Here is a 22,803-nt window from a genome sequence, read left to right as displayed (position 1 = left end):
ATGCGAATTGGACACGGTTTCGACGTACACGCTTTTGGCGGAGTTGGCCCAATTATCATTGGTGGTGTGCGCATCCCGTATGAAAAAGGATTGCTGGCGCATTCTGATGGCGATGTGGCGTTACACGCGTTAACCGATGCACTGCTGGGCGCGGCTGCGCTGGGGGATATCGGTAAACTCTTCCCGGACACCGACCCGGCCTTTAAAGGTGCAGATAGTCGTGAATTATTGCGAGAAGCCTGGCGGCGTATTCAGGCCAAAGGCTATACGCTTGGTAATGTGGATGTGACGATTATTGCTCAGGCGCCGAAGATGCTGCCGCACATTCCGCAAATGCGCGTGTTTATTGCCGAAGATCTCGGCTGCCATATGGATGATGTTAACGTGAAAGCGACCACCACGGAAAAACTCGGTTTTACCGGGCGTGGGGAAGGGATTGCCTGTGAAGCGGTGGCGTTACTCATTAAGGCAACGAAATGACTGCGTTTGAAGATCTGACGTATCTCCATGGCAAACCACAAGGCCATGGCGTTCTGAAAGCGAATCCGGAAGACTTTGTCGTCGTCGAAGATTTAGGCTTCGAACCGGATGGCGAAGGCGAGCACATTTTGGTGCGTATCCTGAAAAACGGCTGTAATACCCGTTTTGTGGCTGACGCGCTGGCGAAGTTCCTGAAAATTCACGCCCGTGAAGTGAGCTTTGCTGGCCAGAAAGACAAGCATGCAGTCACGGAACAGTGGCTGTGCGCGCGCGTGCCGGGCAATGCAATGCCTGATTTAAGCAAATTTGAACTCGAAGGCTGTAAAGTGCTGGAGTACGCGCGCCACAAGCGTAAGCTGCGTTTAGGGGCGCTGAAAGGTAACGAATTTACGCTGGTGCTGCGTGAAGTGAGCCAGCGAAATGACGTTGAAGCGCGTTTGCAGGCGATTAGCGAGCGCGGCGTACCGAACTATTTTGGCGCTCAGCGTTTTGGTATTGGCGGCAGCAACCTGCAAGGGGCGCTGCGTTGGGCGCAAAGCGATGCGCCGGTGCGCGATCGAAATAAGCGCAGTTTTTGGTTGTCGGCGGCCCGTAGTGCGTTGTTTAATCAGATAGTCAGTGAACGCTTGAAAAAAACAGACTTTAATCAAGTTGTTGACGGCGATGCGCTACAATTGTCGGGACGCGGAAGTTGGTTTGTCGCCACGCAGGAAGAACAGACCGAATTACAGCGTCGCGTCGATGATAAAGAATTGATGATTACAGCGGCATTACCGGGCAGCGGTGAGTGGGGAACTCAGCGCGACGCGCTGGCGTTTGAAGAAGCCGCTATTGCTGATGAAACCGCGCTGCAATCGCTGTTGTTGCGCGAGAAAGTCGACGCATCGCGTCGTGCTATGTTGCTGTATCCACAACAATTAAGCTGGAACTGGTGGGATGACGTAACCGTTGAGTTACGTTTCTGGCTACCGGCAGGTAGCTTCGCCACCAGTGTTGTAAGGGAACTTATTAACACAATGGGTGATTATGCGTATATTGCTGAGTAACGATGATGGGGTCCACGCACCCGGTATACAAACGCTGGCGAAAGCGCTGCGTGAGTTTGCTGACGTACAGGTGGTTGCCCCGGATCGTAACCGCAGTGGCGCGTCTAACTCGCTGACGCTGGAATCCTCACTTCGCACGTTCACCTATGAAAATGGTGATATCGCCGTACAAATGGGTACACCTACCGATTGCGTCTATCTGGGCGTGAACGCATTAATGCGTCCGCGTCCGGACATTGTCGTGTCTGGTATTAACGCAGGTCCTAATCTGGGCGATGATGTTATCTATTCCGGTACCGTTGCGGCGGCGATGGAAGGTCGTCACCTGGGCTTTCCTGCGCTGGCGGTCTCACTTGATGGGCATAAACACTACGATACTGCTGCCGCAGTAACCTGCCGTATCTTACGGGCGCTGAGTCGCGAACCGCTGCGCACCGGGCGCATTTTGAATATCAACGTGCCGGATTTACCGCTGGATCAGATTAAAGGTATCCGCGTCACCCGCTGCGGTAGCCGCCATCCTGCGGATCAGGTGATCCCACAGCAGGATCCGCGCGGTAATACGCTGTACTGGATCGGGCCGCCGGGCGAAAAGTGCGACGCCGGACCGGATACTGATTTTGCCGCCGTCGATGAAGGCTATGTTTCCATTACGCCGCTGCATGTCGATTTAACCGCCTACGGCGCGCATGAAGTTGTTTCTGACTGGTTAGACAGCGTGGGAGCCGACACGCAATGGTAAGCAGACGCGTACACACTCTTCTTGAACAATTACGTGCGCAGGGCATCAGAGATGAGCTTGTTCTCGATGCACTTGCCGCCGTGCCGCGTGAAAAATTCATTGATGAGGCGTTTGAACATAAGGCCTGGGACAATATTGCCCTGCCGATTGGTCAGGGGCAGACGATTTCGCAGCCCTATATGGTTGCGCGGATGACCGAGCTGCTTGAGTTAACGCCGCAGTCCCGGGTGCTGGAAATTGGTACCGGCTCTGGCTACCAAACGGCGATTCTGGCGCACCTGGTGCATCATGTGTGCTCTGTTGAGCGCATTAAAGGTTTGCAGTGGCAGGCGCGTCGTCGACTTAAACAGCTTGATTTACATAATGTTTCTACCCGTCATGGTGATGGATGGCAGGGCTGGCAAGCGCGAGCCCCGTTTGACGCTATCATTGTTACGGCAGCGCCGCCTGAGATTCCAACTGCGCTAATGATGCAGTTGGATGAAGGCGGTATTCTCGTCTTACCCGTGGGCGACGAGCACCAGTTTCTGAAACGGGTGCGTCGTCGGGGAGGCGAATTTATTATCGATACCGTGGAGGCCGTACGTTTCGTTCCCTTAGTAAAAGGGGAGCTTGCGTAGATACTGGCTCTGAATACCTGGAGTTTTCCTGGATATTCTGGAATTAGTAAGCGTATCGTGGTCACGTTTCCAGTGCCCAGTCCGATGCCTTGCACGGTGATTACGTCACTGGTTTTAACCAAATTTTCCTGGGGGATAAATGAGCGCGGGAAGCCACAAATTTACCGTTCGCCGCATTGCGGCATTGTCACTGGTTTCATTATGGCTGGCAGGTTGTTCAAATACCTCGAATCCACCTGCACCGGTCAGTTCCGTTGATGGCGGTGCATCAACGAACACCAATTCCGGCATGCTGATTACGCCTCCACCAAAAATGGGCTCGACGTCGACAGTACAGCAAACGCCACAGATCCAGCCGGTGCAGCGTCCGACCACACAGTCAACACAGATCCAGCCTGTTGCGGAACAGCCTGTGCAGATGGAAAACGGTCGTATTGTGTACAACCGTAAGTATGGGAACATTCCGAAAGGTAGCTATACGGGCGGCAGTACCTATACTGTTAAGAAAGGCGATACCCTTTTCTATATCGCCTGGATTACCGGGAACGATTTCCGTGATCTCGCACAACGCAATAACGTTCCGGCCCCGTATGGCCTGAATGTCGGTCAAACTCTGCAAGTGGGCAACGCGTCGGGTACACCGATTACTGGTGGTAATGCTATTACCCAGGCGGATGCAGCACAGCAAGGAGTTGTGACCAACCCTGCACAAAATTCCACCGTTGCTGTTGCTTCGAAACCAACAATTACGTATTCTGAGGATTCAGGTGAACAAAGTGCTAATAAAATGTTGCCGAACAACAAGCCTGCTGGGACCGTTGTCACAGCGCCTGTAACGGCTCCAGCAGTTAGCGCAACCGAATCAACTGCAAGCTCAACGTCAACCAGCTCGCCAATCTCTACCTGGCGCTGGCCGACTGACGGCAAAGTAATCGAAAACTTCGCGGCTACTGAAGGTGGCAATAAAGGGATCGATATTGCAGGCAGTAAAGGACAGGCTATTGTCGCGACCGCAGATGGACGCGTCGTATATGCCGGTAACGCACTGCGCGGTTACGGTAATCTTATTATCATCAAACACAACGATGATTACCTGAGTGCCTACGCCCATAACGATACAATGCTGGTCCGGGAACAACAAGAAATCAAGGCGGGGCAGAAAATAGCTACCATGGGTAGCACCGGAACCAGTTCAACACGCTTGCATTTTGAAATTCGTTACAAGGGGAAATCCGTAAACCCGCTGCGCTATTTACCGCAGCGATAATTCGGCGGAACCAGGCTTTCACGTGCTAGTTCCGTTAGGGATCACGGGTAGGAGCCACCTTTATGAGTCAGAATACGCTGAAAGTTCATGATTTAAATGAAGATGCGGAATTTGATGAGAACGGAGTAGAGGCTTTTGATGAAAAAGCCTTGAGTGAAGAGGAACCCAGTGATAACGACCTGGCTGAAGAAGAGCTGTTATCGCAGGGGGCCACACAGCGTGTGTTGGACGCGACTCAGCTTTACCTTGGTGAGATTGGTTATTCACCACTGTTAACAGCCGAAGAAGAAGTTTATTTTGCGCGTCGCGCACTGCGTGGGGATGTCGCATCCCGCCGTCGCATGATTGAAAGTAACCTGCGTCTGGTGGTGAAAATTGCTCGTCGTTATGGCAATCGTGGTCTGGCATTGCTGGACCTGATTGAAGAGGGCAATCTGGGACTGATCCGTGCAGTCGAGAAGTTTGACCCGGAACGCGGGTTCCGCTTCTCAACATACGCAACCTGGTGGATCCGCCAGACGATCGAACGGGCGATTATGAACCAAACCCGTACGATCCGACTGCCGATTCATATTGTAAAAGAGCTGAACGTCTATCTGCGTACCGCGCGTGAGTTGTCGCATAAACTGGACCACGAACCGAGCGCAGAAGAGATTGCTGAACAACTGGATAAACCGGTTGATGACGTCAGCCGTATGCTCCGACTCAACGAGCGTATTACCTCGGTAGACACCCCGCTGGGTGGCGATTCCGAAAAAGCGTTGCTGGATATTCTGGCCGATGAAAAGGAAAACGGCCCGGAAGACACCACGCAAGACGATGATATGAAACAGAGCATCGTCAAATGGCTGTTCGAACTGAACGCCAAACAGCGTGAAGTGCTGGCACGTCGTTTTGGTCTGCTGGGGTACGAAGCTGCGACACTGGAAGATGTGGGCCGTGAAATTGGTCTCACCCGTGAACGTGTTCGCCAGATTCAGGTTGAAGGTCTGCGTCGTCTGCGTGAAATCCTGCAGACTCAGGGACTGAATATCGAAGCGTTATTCCGCGAGTAAGCACAAGTTCTATCAAGAAAGGCCAGTCTCATTGGGACTGGCCTTTTTCTATGTTTGTTGCCTGATGGCACTGCGTTTATCAGGCCTACGGGGAGCAGGACTTTGTAGGCCGGATAAGACATTTATGTCGCCATCCGGCAGGTTAGTTCATCATCTTACGCACCAGACGTGTGAACTGCTCACGTTCTTCATCAGATAATCGCCCCAAAAACTCATCATCCACGCTATCGCCTAACGGAGTTGCGCTGTCCAGTAATGCTTCTCCTTGCGCGGTCAAATAAACAAACCGTCGACGCTTATCTGCCGGGTCATGTTCACGCCTGACCAGCTCCCGTTTTTCCATTCGGCTCAGCATTTCCGCAAGGGTTGCTTTGGTACAGACTGCGGCTTCGGTCAGGTCAACCTGCTCAATACCGGGACGTTCAGCAATGGCGCGCATCACCGCATACTGTGGTTTGGTCAGATCCGGTAATTCATGTTGCCAGCGGGACGTATGCTGCTGGAAGAGCTGACGTAAAAGGTGAAATGCTTTATTTCGTAACGGCATGAGCGCTCCGGAATTCCTGTCAGTCTCTATCATAGCGGGTTACGCATCTTTTTTTAACAATTGCGGCTTTAGCGATCTGTGCTCGATGACCTTGCCCGAAATGTTATGTGAGAGTATTTTAATCAAAATGTTCGTACACGAACAAAAGTTGAGAGACTAAATGAGACTGATTGTCGGAATGACCGGGGCAACCGGTGCGCCCCTTGGTGTGTCGCTATTGCAGGCGCTGCGGGAAATGCCCGAGGTGGAAACCCATCTGGTGCTGTCAAAGTGGGCCAAAACCACTATTGAACTGGAAACACCGTACAGCGTCCGTGATGTGTCTGCGTTGGCCGATTATTGCCACAACCCGGCGGATCAGGCAGCGACCATCTCCTCTGGATCGTTTCGTACTGACGGCATGATCATTATCCCCTGCAGTATGAAAACCCTGGCCGGTATTCGTGCAGGCTACACGGAAGGGCTGGTGGGGCGCGCTGCTGATGTGGTGCTGAAAGAAGGGCGCAAGCTGGTTCTGGTTCCGCGTGAAATGCCGCTTAGCACTATTCATCTGGAAAACATGCTCGCGCTTTCCCGCATGGGCGTGGCGATGGTCCCGCCGATGCCCGCATATTACAACCACCCGCAAACGGTCGATGACATCACTCAGCATATCGTTGCGCGTGTGCTCGATCAGTTTGGTCTGGAACACCCCAACGCCCGTCGCTGGCAGGGTTTACGGCAGGCGCAGAATTTTTCACAGGAGAATGAATAATGGCATTTGATGATTTGCGCAGCTTTTTACAGGCGCTGGATGACCAGGGGCAATTGCTGAAAATCAGTGAAGAAGTTAACGCCGAGCCGGATCTGGCTGCGGCAGCCAATGCGACCGGGCGCATTGGTGACGGTGCGCCAGCGCTGTGGTTTGACAATATTCGTGGTTTTACCGATGCCCGCGTGGCGATGAACACTATTGGTTCGTGGCAGAATCACGCCATCTCTTTAGGCCTGCCGCCAAATACCCCAGTGAAAAAACAGATTGATGAGTTTATTCGCCGTTGGGATAAATTTCCGGTTACGCCGGAGCGTCGCGCCAATCCGGCGTGGGCTGAAAACTGTGTTGATGGTGATGAGATCAACCTGTTTGATATTCTGCCGCTGTTTCGCCTGAACGATGGCGACGGCGGTTTCTATCTTGATAAAGCCTGCGTGGTGTCGCGCGATCCGCTGGATCCGGACAACTTTGGCAAACAGAACGTCGGCATTTATCGTATGGAGGTGAAGGGCAAACGCAAGCTTGGCCTGCAGCCGGTGCCGATGCACGATATCGCGCTGCACCTGCATAAAGCCGAAGAGCGTGGTGAAGATCTGCCGATTGCCATCACGCTGGGTAACGATCCGATCATCACCCTGATGGGGGCCACGCCGCTGAAGTACGATCAGTCGGAATACGAAATGGCGGGAGCGCTGCGTGAAAGTCCGTATCCGATCGCTACCGCGCCGCTCACCGGCTTTGACGTGCCATGGGGTTCAGAAGTGATCCTCGAAGGGGTCATTGAAGGCCGTAAGCGTGAAATCGAAGGGCCGTTTGGCGAGTTTACCGGGCACTATTCCGGTGGACGTAATATGACGGTCGTGCGTATCGATAAAGTCTCTTATCGCACCAAACCAATTTTTGAATCGCTGTATCTGGGGATGCCGTGGACGGAGATTGACTACCTGATGGGGCCGGCAACCTGCGTACCGCTGTATCAACAGTTGAAAGCCGAATTCCCGGAAGTGCAGGCGGTGAATGCCATGTATACCCACGGTTTGCTGGCAATTATCTCCACCAAAAAACGCTACGGCGGCTTTGCCCGCGCGGTGGGGCTGCGCGCCATGACGACGCCGCATGGCCTGGGTTACGTGAAAATGGTGATTATGGTTGATGAGGATGTTGATCCGTTCAACCTGCCGCAGGTGATGTGGGCGCTGTCTTCGAAGGTCAATCCGGCGGGCGATCTGGTGCAATTGCCGAATATGTCGGTGCTGGAGCTTGATCCGGGTTCCAGTCCGGCGGGGATTACCGACAAGTTAATTATTGATGCGACCACGCCGGTTGCGCCGGATAACCGTGGGCACTACAGCCAGCCGGTATGCGATTTACCGGAAACAAAAGCCTGGGCAGAAAAAATGACCGCCATGCTGGCCAACCGTAAATAAGGAGTAGCAGATGATTTGTCCACGTTGTGCCGATGAACATATTGAAGTGATGGCAAACTCGCCGGTAAAAGGTGTCTGGACGGTATATCAGTGCCAGCATTGTCTATACACCTGGCGTGATACTGAGCCGCTACGCCGTACCAGCCGCGAGCACTACCCGCAAGCGTTTCGCATGACGCAGAAGGATATTGATGACGCACCGATGGTGCCGAGTATTCCACCGCTGCTGGCAGAAGATAAGCGCTAATCAACACGCCGGGTGCGGCTTTGCCTTACCCGGCCTACATATAGTGATATTTTATAGGCCCGATAAGCGTATCACCATCGGGCTTTACGGCGTTACACCAGACTCTTCAACCGGTAGATCCACTCCAGCGCCTGGCGAGGCGTTAGCGAATCCGGGTCGAGATTTTCCAGTGCTTCAACGGCGGGCGACGTTTCTTCCGGAGCTGACAGGAGCGACATCTGTGTGCCGTCGACCTGGGTCGCAGCAACATTCGGCGCGATGCTTTCCAGTTCGCGCAGTTTTTGCCGCGCGCGTTTAATAACCTCTTTCGGCACGCCTGCCAGGGCTGCTACTGCCAGACCATAGCTCTTGCTCGCCGCACCATCCTGTACGCTGTGCATGAAGGCGATGGTATCGCCGTGCTCTAACGCATCCAGATGCACATTCGCGACGCCTTCCATTTTCTCCGGTAACTGAGTCAGTTCGAAGTAGTGGGTGGCAAACAACGTTAATGCTTTGATTTTATTGGCCAGATTTTCAGCGCACGCCCACGCCAGCGACAGGCCGTCGTAGGTGGAGGTGCCGCGTCCAATCTCATCCATCAGCACCAGGCTGTTCTCGGTGGCGTTATGCAGAATGTTGGCGGTTTCGGTCATTTCTACCATGAAGGTAGAACGACCGGAGGCCAGATCATCCGCCGCGCCCACGCGGGTAAAGATGCGGTCGATAGGCCCAATCTCTACTTTCTGCGCCGGAACGTAGCTGCCGATGTAGGCCAGCAGCGCAATTAACGCAGTCTGGCGCATATAGGTACTTTTACCCCCCATGTTCGGGCCGGTGATAATCAGCATCCGTCGCTGAGGCGAGAGGTTAAGTGGGTTGGCGATAAACGGCTCGGTCAGCACCTGTTCAACCACCGGATGACGTCCCTCGGTAATACGAATACCAGGCTTGTCGGTGAAGGTCGGGCAGGTGTAATTCAGGGTATAAGCGCGTTCCGCAAGGTTGACCAGTACGTCCAGTTCTGCCAGCGCGCTGGCGCTTTGTTGCAAATCAGCCAGGTGCGGCAGCAGCATGTCGAACAGCTCATCGTACAGCTGTTTTTCCAGCGCCAGCGCTTTACCTTTTGATGTCAGAACTTTGTCTTCGTACTCTTTCAGCTCCGGAATAATGTAGCGTTCGGCGTTTTTCAGCGTCTGGCGACGCACATAGTTAATCGGCGCCAGATGACTTTGCCCGCGACTGATCTGAATGTAGTAGCCGTGAACGGCGTTAAACCCAACCTTCAGCGTATCAAGGCCGGTGCGCTCGCGCTCACGGATTTCCAGTCTGTCCAGATAGTCAGTTGCGCCATCAGCCAGCGCTCGCCACTCGTCCAGTTCTTCGTTATAGCCGGGGGCGATGACGCCACCGTCGCGAACCAGCACAGGTGGAGCTTCCACTACGGCACGTTCCAGCAGTTCACGCAGCTCAGCAAACTCACCCATTTTCTCGCGCAGCATCTGTACGGGGGCACTGTCTACGCTTTCCAGTTGTGCGCGCAGTTCCGGTAATTGCTGGAATGCATGACGCATACGGGCCAGATCGCGCGGGCGCGCGGTACGCAGGGCCAGACGTGCCAGGATACGTTCAAGATCGCCGACCTGACGCAGCACGGGTTGCAATTCACCGGTGGAATCCTGTAGCGCGCCGATGGTCTGTTGACGCTCAGTGAGGACTTTGGTGTCGCGGACCGGCATATGCAGCCAGCGCTTGAGCATACGGCTGCCCATCGGCGTCACGGTGCAGTCGAGTACTGAAGCCAGCGTGTTTTCAACGCCGCCCGCCAGGTTCTGGGTAATTTCCAGATTGCGGCGCGTGGCGGCATCCATAATGATGCTGTCCTGCTGACGTTCCATGGTGATGGAACGAATATGCGGCAGCGAGGTACGCTGGGTATCTTTTACGTATTGCAGCAGGCAGCCAGCCGCGCATAATCCACGCGGGGCGTTTTCTACGCCAAAGCCAATCAGATCCCGCGTGCCAAACTGCAGGTTTAGCTGCTGGCGAGCGGTATCGATTTCAAATTCCCATAGCGGACGACGACGTAATCCGCGACGTCCCTCAATCAGTGAAGTTTCAGCGAAATCTTCGGCATACAACAGTTCAGCGGGATTGGTGCGCTGCAATTCTGCGGCCATGGTCTCGCGGTCGGCGGGTTCGCTAACACGAAAACGCCCGGAGCTGATATCCAGCGTTGCGTAACCATAACCTTTACTGTCCTGCCAGATAGCGGCCAGCAGGTTGTCCTGGCGTTCCTGTAACAGCGCCTCATCACTGATGGTGCCTGGCGTGACGATACGCACCACTTTGCGCTCGACCGGACCTTTGCTGGTCGCCGGATCGCCAATCTGTTCACAAATAGCGACGGATTCACCCTGGTTGACCAGCTTGGCGAGGTAGTTTTCTACCGCATGGTGAGGAATGCCCGCCATCGGGATTGGCTCGCCCGCAGACGCGCCGCGTTTGGTCAGGGAGATATCAAGCAGCTGAGACGCACGTTTCGCATCGTCATAAAACAGTTCGTAAAAGTCGCCCATGCGGTAAAACAACAGTATCTCCGGGTGCTGGGCTTTCAGCTTGAGATACTGCTGCATCATTGGGGTGTGGTTCGTGAAGTCCGTATCAAGTGACTCTTTCATATCGCTTTTGCTCTTTTTTTAATCTTTTTGGGGACCTGGGCAGTCTCACGTGAGCCCCTGGAAACTCACATAAACCCACAAATTTGTCATTCGAAAGCCGCCTGATGGGCAGTAACGACGAGCGTTGGCTCTACCTGAATGGTCTATCTTATCACCGACAACGACCGAGATTCATCCGTAGGTTTTACCGCCAGGGTGCTGACGGATTATTGATTTTCCGGCAAAGCATAATTCTGGCAGTACAGATAGGGGATCCCCTCTTTGGTAATCAGGTATGTCTCGCTGTTCAGCGCAAAAAAATCGACGTTGGATACGCTGGTGTTGGTCAGGAAAAAATCGGGGAGGAGTTCCTGAATAAGGCTGGCGGGAGCTGTTTCGCGATTGGAAATTTGGATTTTCTGTGAAATCCAAACCGGGCTTGAGCCGTAGCTGGATTGTGTAAAAAGTACCATGCGTTGCACGGTTTGCTCATTATTTTCGGCATCTTTTATAATACCATCAATATTCACAATACCTTTACTGCCCCCGGTTTTAATATCAATAATCCCTCGGAACGAGCTTGTATTGCGTACAATTTCGATGGCAGAGCGGCAGGTGAGATTATGTAACTCGCCATTGTTCTTACTGTACCGATAGACGACAGTAAGAATAAGCGCAGCAAAACAAAGCAGCAGGATAATACCTGTCTGGAAGCGGGACGTTCGGGGATATAAGTTCATTAGCTATCATACCGTGGGTAATATACCGACTGACAGGCATTTTCTTGCCTGGCTTTTATCGGTGAGCGACACACCAGTACGGACAGTTTCTTAGACTCAGGATAGGTCGTGATATAGATAAATTTATGGCTCTGACACAGTCCTGGGTTTTTGTCGATAAACGCGGTATGCCGGGAGAAATTACTGGCATCGTTATTGAAATAATACTGACAGCCAGTGGGTGCTTTATCCGCAGTGATATAGCCGGAGAAATAATCATCGCTGGCTTGCCACGGATATAATATAAGCACACAAATTATCAGGGTAAGTGCCAACATTACTGTTTCTGCAGCCGTTATCAAAGGTTGACGCGGTGTGTCAGCCAAAAATTCCTCAATGGTGGCATCTGGCGCTAAGGATTCTTCAGCAGAAGCAGAGTTCTCCTCCGGTGTTTCAATGACCTGAATATCAAACTCTTCTTGAATGATCAGCCCTTTGCGGGGGATCGTTGTGATCAGCGGTTGTTCAAGCTCCAGCTGCAGTAAGCTTTTACGCAACGAGAGAATGCTTTGATAAAAGGCGTTGAAACTCACCTGCCGGTGATTTTTACCCCAACCGAATTCCAGCAATTCGTTTTGAGAAACCACTTGCCCGCGATGTTGAATAAGTAATAAAAGACATAACGACGCTGAGTGTTTGAGTTTTATCCGCTGATTGGGGTGATCTACCCGCGCCAGACATTGTGTGGCTGGCGTAAATATTATTCTATTTTCAATCAGATAACTGACATTGCCAGTCTCAGACATATTGTCTCTACTCTTGATGATGCGTCTGGTGGTTGTTTAGTCATGATACCACTGAGCCTATAAAGACCACCAGCATGGACCTGATTCCACAGCGAGAACCGCGAAGTGTTGCAAATTGGTATCATAATATAACAAGAATGAAAACTTTTTAATGAAAATAAAATCCATTAAAATCAATTGATTGTATCTTTTTGGCTACTCTGCAAAGAACAGAAAGATGAAAAAATGTCGACAAAGATGATTGCCATTAATTCTTTATGGACAGCGCCATATACTGCATGGCACCACCACGCGAAAACAGCATGAACCTTAACGCGTCAATGGCACCAGGGAATGCCGGTGGTAGATGTAGATGGGAATAAATGTCAGCTTGTTTGCGAGCTGACATTTATTTTTAGTGCCGAGTAAATTTAACCATCTTTTTGACTAAGCCATAATTTGCGGTAGAGAGTCCCATGTTCCAGAAAGAAATTGAAAATGCTGTAGTGCTCGTTGGCGATGAAATGAAGAAGTCGGATAATGCCTGGCTGTCGTTACGTAAAAAACGTCAGCGTATTGATTTGAAGACCGATGGACAAATCTTATTTCTGGAGAAAGGGACTGTCTCTGTTTATCGTGTGGAAAACGATTTAGTCACCGTGAGTATTTCTGCACCTGCTATTCTCGGCCTGCCACAAATGCGTACGGAAGTGGCTGGTCACTATTTACGTTGTGATACCGATTGTGAAATGTGGGCGATGAGCGTACAAAATGCCGATCACCTGTTTACGACCAAAAACTTATGGAAGCAGGCGTTTGATATCTTAACGCATCATCTTCAACGTTATTTTCAGCGTGAAGCGTTGCAGTCGCACCGTACTATTCGTGAGCAGATTATTGAACACGTAAAATATATCTGGTCGATGGAGCCAGAGGTTCGCGAGAAAACATCCGTGTATACTTTTATTTTGACCCGTAACCATATTTCACGTAGTGCCATCCATAAGGTGTTACAGGAGCTGGTTAATGACGGGAAAATCACCCTGAATCGTGGAAAGCTCTCTTTTTGCACGCCGTTATAAATTCATGCGCTCCCCGGCAAAATGTAAGGGAGCGCAACCGATCAACGTTCTCTGAGTGCTTCCGCGCGTGCGCGAATAATCGGTTTTAACAGGTAGCTCAGAATCGTTTTCTTGCCGGTGAGAATATCGACGCTCGCCACCATGCCGGGAATGATCAGCATCGGATGCTCTTTTGTTCCCAGGTAATTTTTATCCGTCTGCAAACGCACAATATAAAAGCTTCGCCCCTGCTTATCGGTAACGGTGTCCGGGCTTATCTGCACTACTTCGCCTTGCAGACCGCCATAGATGGTGTAATCGTAAGCGGTAAATTTCACCATCGCATGTTGACCCGGATGGAGGAAGGCGATATCGCGCGGCTGGATTTTGGCTTCGATTAACAGTTTGTCATCCAGCGGAACGATTTCCACCAGATCGCTGCCCGGTTGAATGACGCCGCCGATAGTATTCACCATCACCTGCTGGACGATACCCCGCACCGGTGAGGTGACCATGGTACGGTTCACCCGATCCTCCAGTGCTTTAACGCTTGCCTGGGTTTTACTCAGATTGGTGCGAGCTTCATTGAGTTGGGCCAGCGCATCGCTCTGGAAACGGCCACGGCTTTCACCGATTTTATTCTCAATCTCTTTAATTTCTGACGTGGCCTTGGGCAGCGACAGGCTAATAGAATTGAGCTGCCCGGCGGTTTCCACTTCGGTACGACGCAGGCGCAGCAGTTCGACTTTTGAAATGGCGCCTGAAGCGAGCAGCGGCTCGGACATTTTGATTTCCTGACGGATTAACCCGAGGCTGTGCTTAAACTGATCCTCCTTTGACTCAAAGTCTCGCAGCTCCTGTTTTTTCTGTACCAGCTGTTCTTCAAGCCCGGAAATTTCGTTGTGAAATTGTTCCCGACGGCTGTTGTACAGCTCGGTTTCTCCCCGGGCGACATCGGGCGCCTGGCTGGCTATCTCGGGGGAAATCACAAAGTCCCGGCTTTCAACCTCAGCCGTCAGGCGTTCTACCTTGGCGCGCAGACCGAGTTTGTCGGCTTCAGTTTCGCCAACGTTGGAGGCGAAGCGCGTGTCATCGAGGTGCAGTAGTGGAGTTCCGGCGTTAACGATTTGCCCTTCATGCACGTACAGCTCGGTGACAATTCCCCCTTCCAGGTTCTGGATTTTTTGCAGTTTTGATGAAGGGATCGCTTTGCCTTCACCGCGTGTCACTTCATCAATTTTTGCAAAACCAGCCCAGATGAAGGACAGCACCACCAGCGCGAGGATCACCCACAACGTCAGTCGTATCACTCTTGGGGCGTCATCAATTATGGCCTGACTGACCTCATTAATACTGTCGGTTTGATTTTCATCACGACCGCGAAAATAGTGCTGCATATAGCTGCGGGCACGAGTCAGGAGATCAGCGAGACGCATTAATTTGCCCCTTTTTCAACGCATCCATCACTACCCCTTTCGGACCGTCTGCGATGATGCGACCTTTATCAACAATAATCAGACGGTCAACCAGCGACAGCATGGAAGCGCGGTGCGTGACCAGTAATAACGTTTTTCCCGCAATACAGGGGGCCAGCGCGTGTTTGATCTTTTCTTCGCTGGTGTTGTCCATCGAACTGGTGGGTTCATCCAGTAGCAGGAGAGGGGGATCAAGCAACAGTGCGCGCGCGAGCGCCACCGCCTGCCGTTGCCCACCGGAAAGCTGGGAGCCGCGTTCGCCGACCTGCAGGTTATAGCCGTCGGGATGCAGGCGTGCGAATTCGTTGACGCCAGCCAGTTCTGCCGCTCGCAGCATGGTTTCGTCATCGACATAGCGCGCTCCGCACAGCAGGTTATCGCGCAGCGTGCCGTTGAATAGCTGGATGTCCTGTGGCACGTAGCCGATGCTGTGGCGCAGATCGTTCACATCCAACTGACGAGAGTCGATACCATCGATCAGCAGGTTCCCGGCGCTCGGCTGGTATAAATTGACGATTAGTTTACTCAGCGAACTTTTACCGGAACCGCTGCGCCCGATAATGCCGATGCGCTCACCGGGCTGAATGGTCAGGTTAATTTTGTGCAGCGACAGGTTTTGTTGCTCCGGGTAGCTGAAATCCACATCGCGAAATTCAATGCTGCCCTGTAACTGTTCACGCTTGAGCGGGTTTTCATCCGCACGGCGCTCCTGCGTCAGCGACATCATTTTCTCAGTGTTTTTGATGGTCAGTTTCGCCTGCTGATAGCGGGCGATAAGGCCAGTGAGCTGACCCAGCGGCATCAAGGCGCGACCATTGAGCATGTAGCAGGCGATCAAGCCACCCATACTCAGTTTGCCGTCGATAATCATGTACACTCCGACGATGATCATCACCACGCCTGAAATTTGCTGGAACCAGCCGGTGAGGTTGCTGGCCAGGCTGGACAAGGTTTTCACCCGCAGTTCGAGACGGCTCAGGCTACCCAGCGTTTGTTCCCACTGGAACTGGCGTTCGCTTTGGGCATTATTCACTTTGATGGCATCCAGACTGCTCAGGGTTTCAATCAGTAGTGCCTGACGTTCGCTGGCGAGGCTCATGGTTTTTGCCACCGCAGCGTTGACCGGCTTTTGTAGTGCCCAACTGCACAACAGGGCAATCGGTAATGTCAGTACCGGGATCCATGCCAGCGCGCCGCCGATAATGCCAATAACAATCAGCAGTAACAGGGTGAAGGGCAAATCGATAATCGTCGTCAAAGTGAGGGATGAGAGGAAATCACGCAGTGACTGAAACTCGTGAATGTTTTGTGCAAAGCTGCCCACGCGCGCCGGGCGCTCTTTCATCTCCATACCGACAATGCGCTCAAACAGGGTTGAAGAGATGATGAGATCGCTTTTCTTACCTGCAATATCAAGGCAGATACCGCGCAGCATTTTTAAAATCAGATCAAAGACAAAAGCCAGGCAGATGCCGACTGCCAGCACCCATAGTGTGACCGTTGCCTGGTTCGGTACGACGCGGTCATACACATTCATGGTAAAGAGCGGTGTGCCGAGCGCAATCAGGTTGATTAACAGACTGGCCAATACCGCATCCATATACAGAAAACGCGACAGCTTCAGCGTGTCTTTAAACCAGGATTTGGTACGCGGCAGAAAGGCCTCTGCCTGCAAATCGAATTCGTGGCGCGGATGCGCAAAAATGACTTTGCCCGCATAGTTTTGCTCAAGCGTGGCGGCATCAACGCAAATTTCCCCACCTTCGCTTTCGCTGGGCATAAAGCGGGCGCTGCCGTCATCGTTCCAGGCCAACAACACCCCGGTTCCCCCTGCGTTCAATAACAAGACTGCAGGCAGAGACATTGCCGGAATTTTATCGAGCGTGCGCGTGACGACTCGCGCCTTTAAACCGGCCCTTGCCGCCGCGCGTGGAAATATATTTAGCGTGAGCCGATCGTTTTCTAATGGCAGGCCACTGCTTAATGTTGAACGACTCGCCGGTTTACCGTGCAGAGAACACAGAATCAGTAAGCTATCTAATAACGGGTCGTCATTATGGCTACGTGGGTCGTGATGTTGAGAATTAGGGGTAGCGTAATTCTCAGGGACGTCATTTAATAATTCGGCTTGTGCACTCATTTTCGCAACCATTCTGACCGTGCACGGTTAAATAATAGCAAGCTAATTATAAGCGTGCAGGTCAGGGATTTATTGGGGATTAATAATTATTAATGAAGTTCCGGTAAGCTATTTTCTTCTGCTGAATCTACCGGTTGCCCCGAAGGCGGCGGTGTGATTTTTAGAATATTCATTAATTCCCCGGTGCGTTCGCTAATACGATAGCCACTGGTCATGGCCAGATAACGTAATTCAACAAGACGGCGTTTAGAGGAGAACACTTCATTTTCACTATCGAGTAAATCCAGCAGCGTACGCTCGCCAAGACTAAATTGATCCTGATAAGCCGTGCGCACTTTGACGCTGCGGTCGGCATATTCTTCCGCCGAAGGAAGCTGGGCGCGAGCGTTTTGCAGTGCGGTCCAGGCCAGGCGTAGCTCCTGATTCAGCTGGCGCAGCGTGTTATTACGTACATCCTGAGCCTGCTTGTGCAGATAAGCACGGGAGTTCATGTTGGCTTTGTCGCTGCCGCCCTGGTACAGGTTGTAATGCAGTTTGACCATCGCTTCCCACTCTTCGGTGTGTGCGCGAGTGGTATCGGTGTTGTTGCTAATCCCTCGGGAAAGCTCAACGTCCACACGAGGATAGAAGGTTGATTTCGACGCTTCATACTGCTGGTGCGCAGCTTCGATATCCGCATTGGCAGACTTCAGTAATGGATTATTTTTTTCCATCCGACTTTTGGCATCTTCCAGCGAGGTTGGCAGCTGAGAGTCAATGCTTTCTGGCTGGCTTAAGCCCTGCGGATCCATGCCCGTCACGCTGACAAAGGTGGTTTTCGCGTCTTCAAGGTTAGTCTGCTCGGTCAGCAGGTTGTTTCGCGCCTGCGCCAGACGCGCTTCGGCCTGCATAAAATCCCCGGAGCGCCCAACGCCCTGATCGGTACGCAGTTTTATCTGGTCGTAAATGCGCTCGTGGTTCGCCAGATCGTCTTCAGCAAGGCGAACAAACTCTTCGCGTTGCAGCACGTCGAAATAGGCCTGAATCACCGCATAAGCGGTGCTTTCACTGGTGTTCATCACACCGTAGGCGCGTGAGTCAACGGTCGCTTTTTGTCGCGCCACTTCGCTGTTGGTCGCAAAGCCGTTAAACACATTCTGCTCGAGGCTGATAGTCGCCTCGTTAGGTGATTGAGTCAGACCGTTATTGCGTCCTGCAGCGCGGGTAGTTGCATCATCAACATTTTTGCGCCCGGCCTCGGCATTTAAATTCAGTGATGGCAAATAGCCACCTTGTGCCGCACGCAGATCTTGCTCCGAGGAATAACGGCTATTTATTGCAGCATTAACTTCAGGATGATTCGCTAATGCATCTTTAACGGTATTTTGTAAGTCTTCTGCGTTTACTGCATTTATTGAAAAACATGAAAGCAGAAAAACTAAAAACTTCTTCATGACATGAATGCCCTATATCTCACGGTTATGACATCCAGGTGTCGTCGCTATCATCCATTTTTACAAACACGTTATATTAATTAACAAATATGAATTGTCTTAATTGATGACTGTAATCAGCTATTCAGCGACATGTTTTGTCACATCGTGTTTTATTTTTGGTTATTTTTTATTATATTCATTTGCCAGTCAAGTCTCATGTAATTGCATTCTATAAAATGTGTTTTTTTCTACATTGAGATATTAATGTTTACATTAATTGAATGTGATATTTGTTCGTTAATATATTAACGAGTTTATAAAAATAATGATGGTAATTAAGTGAGGTTACGGTGAGCAAATTACTCGGTGTGATCAAAGCAATTATTGGACAGGTTTACGTAGTTGATGCCAATGGTGCACAACGACTGGTTCATGAAGGCGACAGGGTATATAGCGGTGAAGAAATTGTGACCGGTGCCAGCGGCGCGGTAAGTATCTCTTTACCAGACGGAAAAACGCTGGATATAGGCCGTAATAGCCATTGGGGTGAGCACGGGCTACAGGTCAGCCATCATCCGGAAAGTAGTGCTCAGGATATTGCCGCCGCACAAAAGGCCATTGCCGATGGCGCTGACCCGACGCAGGTGCTGGAAGCCACCGCGGCGGGTAATGAAGCACCGGTAACATTAGAAGGTGGCGGCGGGGGGCACACTCTGGTTCAGCTTGAATTGACCGGGCAGGTGGTTGATCCGACAGCAGGTTTTAACACCAAAGGTCTGGGAAGCCCGAACTGGGATATCAATCTGCCGATAGGGGGCGTTACCGCAGGTTCCGCGAGTGTTTTCCCGCCTGAGGTACAAATTACCGAGTTTGCCGGCAACGACGGTTTCATTAACAAAAGCGAATTCCATCAGACCCATTTAAGCGGCACCAGTAATCAAAATCACATCACACTCACCTTCACCGATAGCCAAAAAAACACATTCACCGTTACTGTTCCAGTGAGCAACGGGCACTGGAATATTGATACCGATCTGGGGGGACTGGTCCCGGGAAATGTAACAGTGGTGGCAATAGCCACCGATGTGACGGGACGAACGGCAGAAAGTTTTGATCATGCGCTGATTGATATTACCGGACCACACATCGACATTACCGTTGATAACGTCACGCCGGATAACCTCATTAACTACGAAGAGTCACATCATCCGCAAACCCTGATCCACGGGTCGGTCGGCGGCGATACTAAACCCGGCGATATCGTTACTTTATTGGTTGATGGTAAAGAATATACCGGTGTTGTTACCGACCCAGGAAATGGGACTCTGACTTATACCATCCCGGTACTGACCCAGGGGTTACTGCATGACCCGAACATCCACGCCACGTTAACCTCTACTGACGACGCAGGAAATACCACCATTGTTTCCACGGATCATCATGTCGATAACGACCTGTATGCGCAAAATGCCGTGACCATTGAAACGGTGGCGAATGATGATGTCGTCAACGCTAATGAGTTTCGTATGCCGACCATTATTTCTGGCATTGCCAGCGGTGATGCGAAAGCGGGTGATCCGGTCACGTTGACCATTCAGGGCAAAGCGTTTCACGGCACGGTTTTCGACGATCATGGCCAGCTACGCTATGAAATCGTTGTGCCTTCCGCAACCCTCAAAGAGGGGGCTAACGATGTGCAGGTGACGCTGGTCAGCCATGACGCGGTAGGCAATGAAGCCACTGCCGTGACGCACCGCACCGTGGTGCTGGATACCCAGGCACATAACGCCCTCACGATTGATGATGTCACGACAGATAACACCCTGAATCGTGCTGAGCTGTATATGCGTAACCAGGTGATTTCCGGAACCGTCAGCGGGGAAGATGCGAAAGTGGGCGACCCGGTGCTGGTAGAGATCAATGGCCACCAGTACAACGGTCAGATCATCGATCTCGGCAATAGCACGCTGGGCTATCGTATTGCGGTAAACGCTGCCGATTTTGCCAACAACGTTGCAAAAGTCGATGGTTATATGGACGTGAAGGTAACGGTCACCTCTCACGATGCGGCGGGCAACCTGGCGATTGCCACCGATACCCACAGCGTGCATATCGATAACTTCGCGGAAAACACGGTGCATATCGACACCGTCGCGAACGACAATGTGGTTAACGCCATTGAAAACCGCATGACGACGCTGATTAGCGGCGTGGCAGGCGGCGATGCGGCGGTCAATGATGCCGTGACCGTCCGCGTGCAGGGTCAGAATTTTACCGGAGCAGTGGTCGATGATAACGGCGAACTGCGCTACGAAGTGGCAGTGCCGGTCGGCACGCTGAAGGAAGGTAAAAATGCGGTGGTGGTGACGCTGGTCAGCCACGATGCGGTGGGTAACGAAGTGACTGCGCTGGCGCACCGTACCGTGGTGCTGGACACTAAAGCGCATAACACCGTCAATATTCATGATGTCACCGCCGACAACACCCTGAACTTTACTGAGCTGTCGGCGGCGAAGCAGGTGATTACCGGAAACGTGCGCGGGGAAGACGCGAAAGCGGGCGACCCGGTGCTGGTAGAGATTAACGGCTACCAGTATCACGGCCAGGTGATTGATACCGGGAAAAATACCCTCGGTTATCGCATCGAGGTGGATTCTGCGGCGTTCTCTGACAACGTCGGTCGTGTGCTGAAAGAGGCGACGGTCCATGTCAGCGTCACCTCCCACGATGCGGCGGGCAACCTGGCGATCGCCACCAGCAGCCACGATGTGCATATCGACAACTTCGCGGAAAACACGGTACATATCGACACCGTCGCGAGCGACAATGTGGTCAACGCCATTGAAAACCGCATGACCACGCTGATAAGCGGCGTGGCAGGCGGCGATGCCAAAGCGGGCGATGCTGTGACCGTCAGCGTGCGGGGGCAGAGTTTTACCGGAACGGTGGTCGATGATAACGGCGAACTGCGCTACGAAGTGGCGGTGCCGGTCGGCACGCTGAAGGAAGGTAAAAATGCGGTGGTGGTGACGCTGGTCAGCCACGATGCGGTGGGTAATGAAGTGACCGCGCTGGCGCACCGTACCGTGGTGCTGGACACTAAAGCGCATAACACCGTCAATATTCATGATGTCACTGCCGACAACACCCTGAACTTTACTGAGCTGTCGGCGGCGAAGCAGGTGATTACCGGAAACGTGCGCGGGGAAGACGCGAAAGCGGGCGACCCGGTGCTGGTAGAGATTAACGGCTACCAGTATCACGGCCAGGTGATTGATACCGGGAAAAATACCCTCGGTTATCGCATCGAGGTGGATTCTGCGGCGTTCTCTGACAACGTCGGTCATGTGCTGAAAGAGGTGACGGTCCATGTCAGCGTCACCTCCCACGATGCGGCGGGCAATCTGGCGATTGCCACCAGCAGCCATGATGTGCATATCGACAACTTCGCGGAAAACACGTTACATATCGATACCGTCGCGGGTGATGACCTTATTAATATTAAGGAGTTTTCCGCGAACGGCGGCTTTACGCAGATCGCCGGTACCGTAACCGGCGTGGATGCGAAGATGGGGGATGCGGTTACCCTGGCACTGAAGGGCGGCGAGGTGATTCACAGTGTGGTTATCGCGCTGGCGGGCGGTGGACTGGGCTATAGCATCCCGGTAAATAGCCATAAGCTGGTAACTCATCCGGAATTTACGGTTTCTGTTACCTCTACGGATCCGGCAGGGAACAGCGTCACGCATTCTGAAACCAAAACCATCAGCGCCGATCTGTATACACAGTCGTATATCACCATTGATGACGTGACGGCTGATAACTTTATCAACATCAAGGAATCGACGGACAATCACGGCAAGACCACCATCAGTGGCACGGTGAGCGGAGATGCAAAAGAGCATGACACCGTTCAGCTGGTGATTAATGGTCAACACTATTCGGGGGAAGTGGAGAAGCTGGCGAACGGCAATCTGGTCTACCATATCCCGGTGGATACCCAGAACCTGGTCAACAACCCGGTGATTCATGCCAGCATCCATACCACGGACGAGCATGGCAACGAAATGACGGCGGTGACGAAACACCACGTTGGGCTGGATCTGGACGCCAGCGCCTCTATCGGCATCGATACCGTCGCAAGTGATGACATTATCAGTAAGGCAGAGTCCGATCTGCATACCACCACCATCACCGGGCCGGTCGGCGGCGACGCGCATAAAGGCAATGACGTCACCTTAACCTTCAATGGCCAAACCTATCATGGCACGGTATTTGAACGGCCTGATGGCTCTCTGGGCTATAGCATTGAAGTCAGCACCGATAATCTGAAAGATGGCAGCGACCAGAAGGTCCATGTCTCCATTTCAACCGTCGATGAACA

At 52.2% G+C, this 22,803-nt stretch carries 18 protein-coding genes; 11 read left to right on the top strand and 7 right to left on the bottom strand.

From position 1 onward, the window contains the following. The 6 genes from ispF to rpoS all read left to right on the top strand — a co-directional run bounded on the left by ispF (position 1) and on the right by rpoS (position 5,210). Entirely contained in the window at positions 1–480 is a 480-nt protein-coding gene (gene ispF, locus OGX97_RS19130; RefSeq protein WP_003034167.1) for a 2-C-methyl-D-erythritol 2,4-cyclodiphosphate synthase, read from the top strand. Next, on the top strand, positions 477–1,526 hold the full coding sequence (gene truD / locus OGX97_RS19125) for a tRNA pseudouridine(13) synthase TruD (RefSeq protein ID WP_048215656.1): 1,050 nt from the start codon (positions 477–479) through the stop codon (positions 1,524–1,526). The genes ispF and truD overlap by 4 nt, the downstream gene beginning before the upstream one ends. Next, positions 1,507–2,268, top strand: a complete 762-nt coding sequence (gene surE / locus OGX97_RS19120) for a 5'/3'-nucleotidase SurE (RefSeq protein WP_032944818.1) — start codon at positions 1,507–1,509, stop codon at positions 2,266–2,268. Before truD ends, surE begins: the two co-directional genes overlap by 20 nt. After that, on the top strand, positions 2,262–2,888 hold the full coding sequence (locus tag OGX97_RS19115; protein WP_003034172.1) for a protein-L-isoaspartate(D-aspartate) O-methyltransferase: 627 nt from the start codon (positions 2,262–2,264) through the stop codon (positions 2,886–2,888). Before surE ends, OGX97_RS19115 begins: the two co-directional genes overlap by 7 nt. Positions 2,889–3,072: 184 nt before the next feature. Next, positions 3,073–4,155: a murein hydrolase activator NlpD gene (gene nlpD / locus OGX97_RS19110; protein ID WP_223849051.1), complete on the top strand. Its 1,083-nt coding sequence runs from the start codon at positions 3,073–3,075 to the stop codon at positions 4,153–4,155. A 62-nt stretch (positions 4,156–4,217) separates the two neighbouring features. Continuing rightward, a complete protein-coding gene (rpoS, locus tag OGX97_RS19105; protein ID WP_000081498.1) occupies positions 4,218–5,210 on the top strand; it encodes an RNA polymerase sigma factor RpoS in 993 nt (330 codons plus the stop codon). A 142-nt stretch (positions 5,211–5,352) separates the two neighbouring features. On the opposite strand, the gene OGX97_RS19100 is transcribed toward rpoS, so the two are convergent. Further along, complete coding sequence (locus tag OGX97_RS19100; RefSeq protein WP_060683320.1) at positions 5,353–5,757, bottom strand: MarR family winged helix-turn-helix transcriptional regulator; 405 nt, start codon at positions 5,755–5,757, stop codon at positions 5,353–5,355. 160 nt (positions 5,758–5,917) lie between these two features. On the opposite strand from OGX97_RS19100, the gene OGX97_RS19095 reads away from it, so the two are divergent. The 3 genes from OGX97_RS19095 to OGX97_RS19085 are packed head-to-tail and all read left to right on the top strand — an operon-like array spanning position 5,918 to position 8,185. Continuing rightward, the gene (locus tag OGX97_RS19095; protein ID WP_286592712.1) at positions 5,918–6,511 is read left to right on the top strand and encodes a non-oxidative hydroxyarylic acid decarboxylases subunit B; all 594 of its coding nucleotides are present in this window, start codon (positions 5,918–5,920) and stop codon (positions 6,509–6,511) included. Next, a complete protein-coding gene (locus OGX97_RS19090; RefSeq protein WP_060683321.1) occupies positions 6,511–7,938 on the top strand; it encodes a non-oxidative hydroxyarylic acid decarboxylases subunit C in 1,428 nt (475 codons plus the stop codon). Before OGX97_RS19095 ends, OGX97_RS19090 begins: the two co-directional genes overlap by 1 nt. Positions 7,939–7,948: 10 nt before the next feature. Then, positions 7,949–8,185 carry a non-oxidative hydroxyarylic acid decarboxylases subunit D gene (locus tag OGX97_RS19085; RefSeq protein WP_032944812.1) on the top strand — a complete coding sequence of 79 codons (237 nt, stop codon included), beginning with the start codon at positions 7,949–7,951 and terminating at the stop codon, positions 8,183–8,185. 92 nt (positions 8,186–8,277) lie between these two features. Here the strand turns inward: OGX97_RS19085 and mutS are convergent, their stop codons facing one another. The 3 genes from mutS to OGX97_RS19070 form a co-directional block, all read right to left on the bottom strand. Then, positions 8,278–10,845, bottom strand: a complete 2,568-nt coding sequence (gene mutS / locus OGX97_RS19080) for a DNA mismatch repair protein MutS (protein ID WP_103284789.1) — start codon at positions 10,843–10,845, stop codon at positions 8,278–8,280. A 206-nt stretch (positions 10,846–11,051) separates the two neighbouring features. Beyond that, complete coding sequence (locus OGX97_RS19075) at positions 11,052–11,564, bottom strand: hypothetical protein (protein ID WP_279850840.1); 513 nt, start codon at positions 11,562–11,564, stop codon at positions 11,052–11,054. Beyond that, positions 11,564–12,349: a winged helix-turn-helix domain-containing protein gene (locus tag OGX97_RS19070; RefSeq protein ID WP_128612549.1), complete on the bottom strand. Its 786-nt coding sequence runs from the start codon at positions 12,347–12,349 to the stop codon at positions 11,564–11,566. The genes OGX97_RS19075 and OGX97_RS19070 overlap by 1 nt, the downstream gene beginning before the upstream one ends. A gap of 455 nt (positions 12,350–12,804) precedes the next feature. On the opposite strand from OGX97_RS19070, the gene OGX97_RS19065 reads away from it, so the two are divergent. Next, positions 12,805–13,410, top strand: coding sequence for a helix-turn-helix domain-containing protein (locus OGX97_RS19065; protein WP_008785664.1), 606 nt, complete (start codon positions 12,805–12,807; stop codon positions 13,408–13,410). A 41-nt stretch (positions 13,411–13,451) separates the two neighbouring features. Here OGX97_RS19065 and OGX97_RS19060 read toward each other — a convergent pair whose 3' ends face one another. The 3 genes from OGX97_RS19060 to OGX97_RS19050 all read right to left on the bottom strand — a co-directional run bounded on the left by OGX97_RS19060 (position 13,452) and on the right by OGX97_RS19050 (position 18,437). Next, on the bottom strand, positions 13,452–14,825 hold the full coding sequence (locus OGX97_RS19060; RefSeq protein WP_279850841.1) for an HlyD family type I secretion periplasmic adaptor subunit: 1,374 nt from the start codon (positions 14,823–14,825) through the stop codon (positions 13,452–13,454). Beyond that, complete coding sequence (locus OGX97_RS19055; protein ID WP_048215662.1) at positions 14,812–17,004, bottom strand: type I secretion system permease/ATPase; 2,193 nt, start codon at positions 17,002–17,004, stop codon at positions 14,812–14,814. The genes OGX97_RS19060 and OGX97_RS19055 overlap by 14 nt, the downstream gene beginning before the upstream one ends. 89 nt (positions 17,005–17,093) lie before the next feature. Beyond that, on the bottom strand, positions 17,094–18,437 hold the full coding sequence (locus OGX97_RS19050) for a TolC family outer membrane protein (protein WP_279850842.1): 1,344 nt from the start codon (positions 18,435–18,437) through the stop codon (positions 17,094–17,096). Between the two features lie 332 nt (positions 18,438–18,769). Between OGX97_RS19050 and OGX97_RS19045 the strand changes: the two genes are divergently transcribed. Continuing rightward, on the top strand, positions 18,770–22,803 hold a 4,034-nt coding region (locus tag OGX97_RS19045; RefSeq protein WP_286592711.1), incomplete at its 3' end, for a retention module-containing protein.

The organism is Citrobacter sp. Cpo061, from assembly GCF_030332845.1.
In the GTDB taxonomy this organism is placed as follows: Bacteria; Pseudomonadota; Gammaproteobacteria; order Enterobacterales; family Enterobacteriaceae; genus Citrobacter; species Citrobacter portucalensis.
Note: the sequence above shows the minus strand (reverse complement) of the source record. Positions and strands in the feature narration are given on the sequence as shown.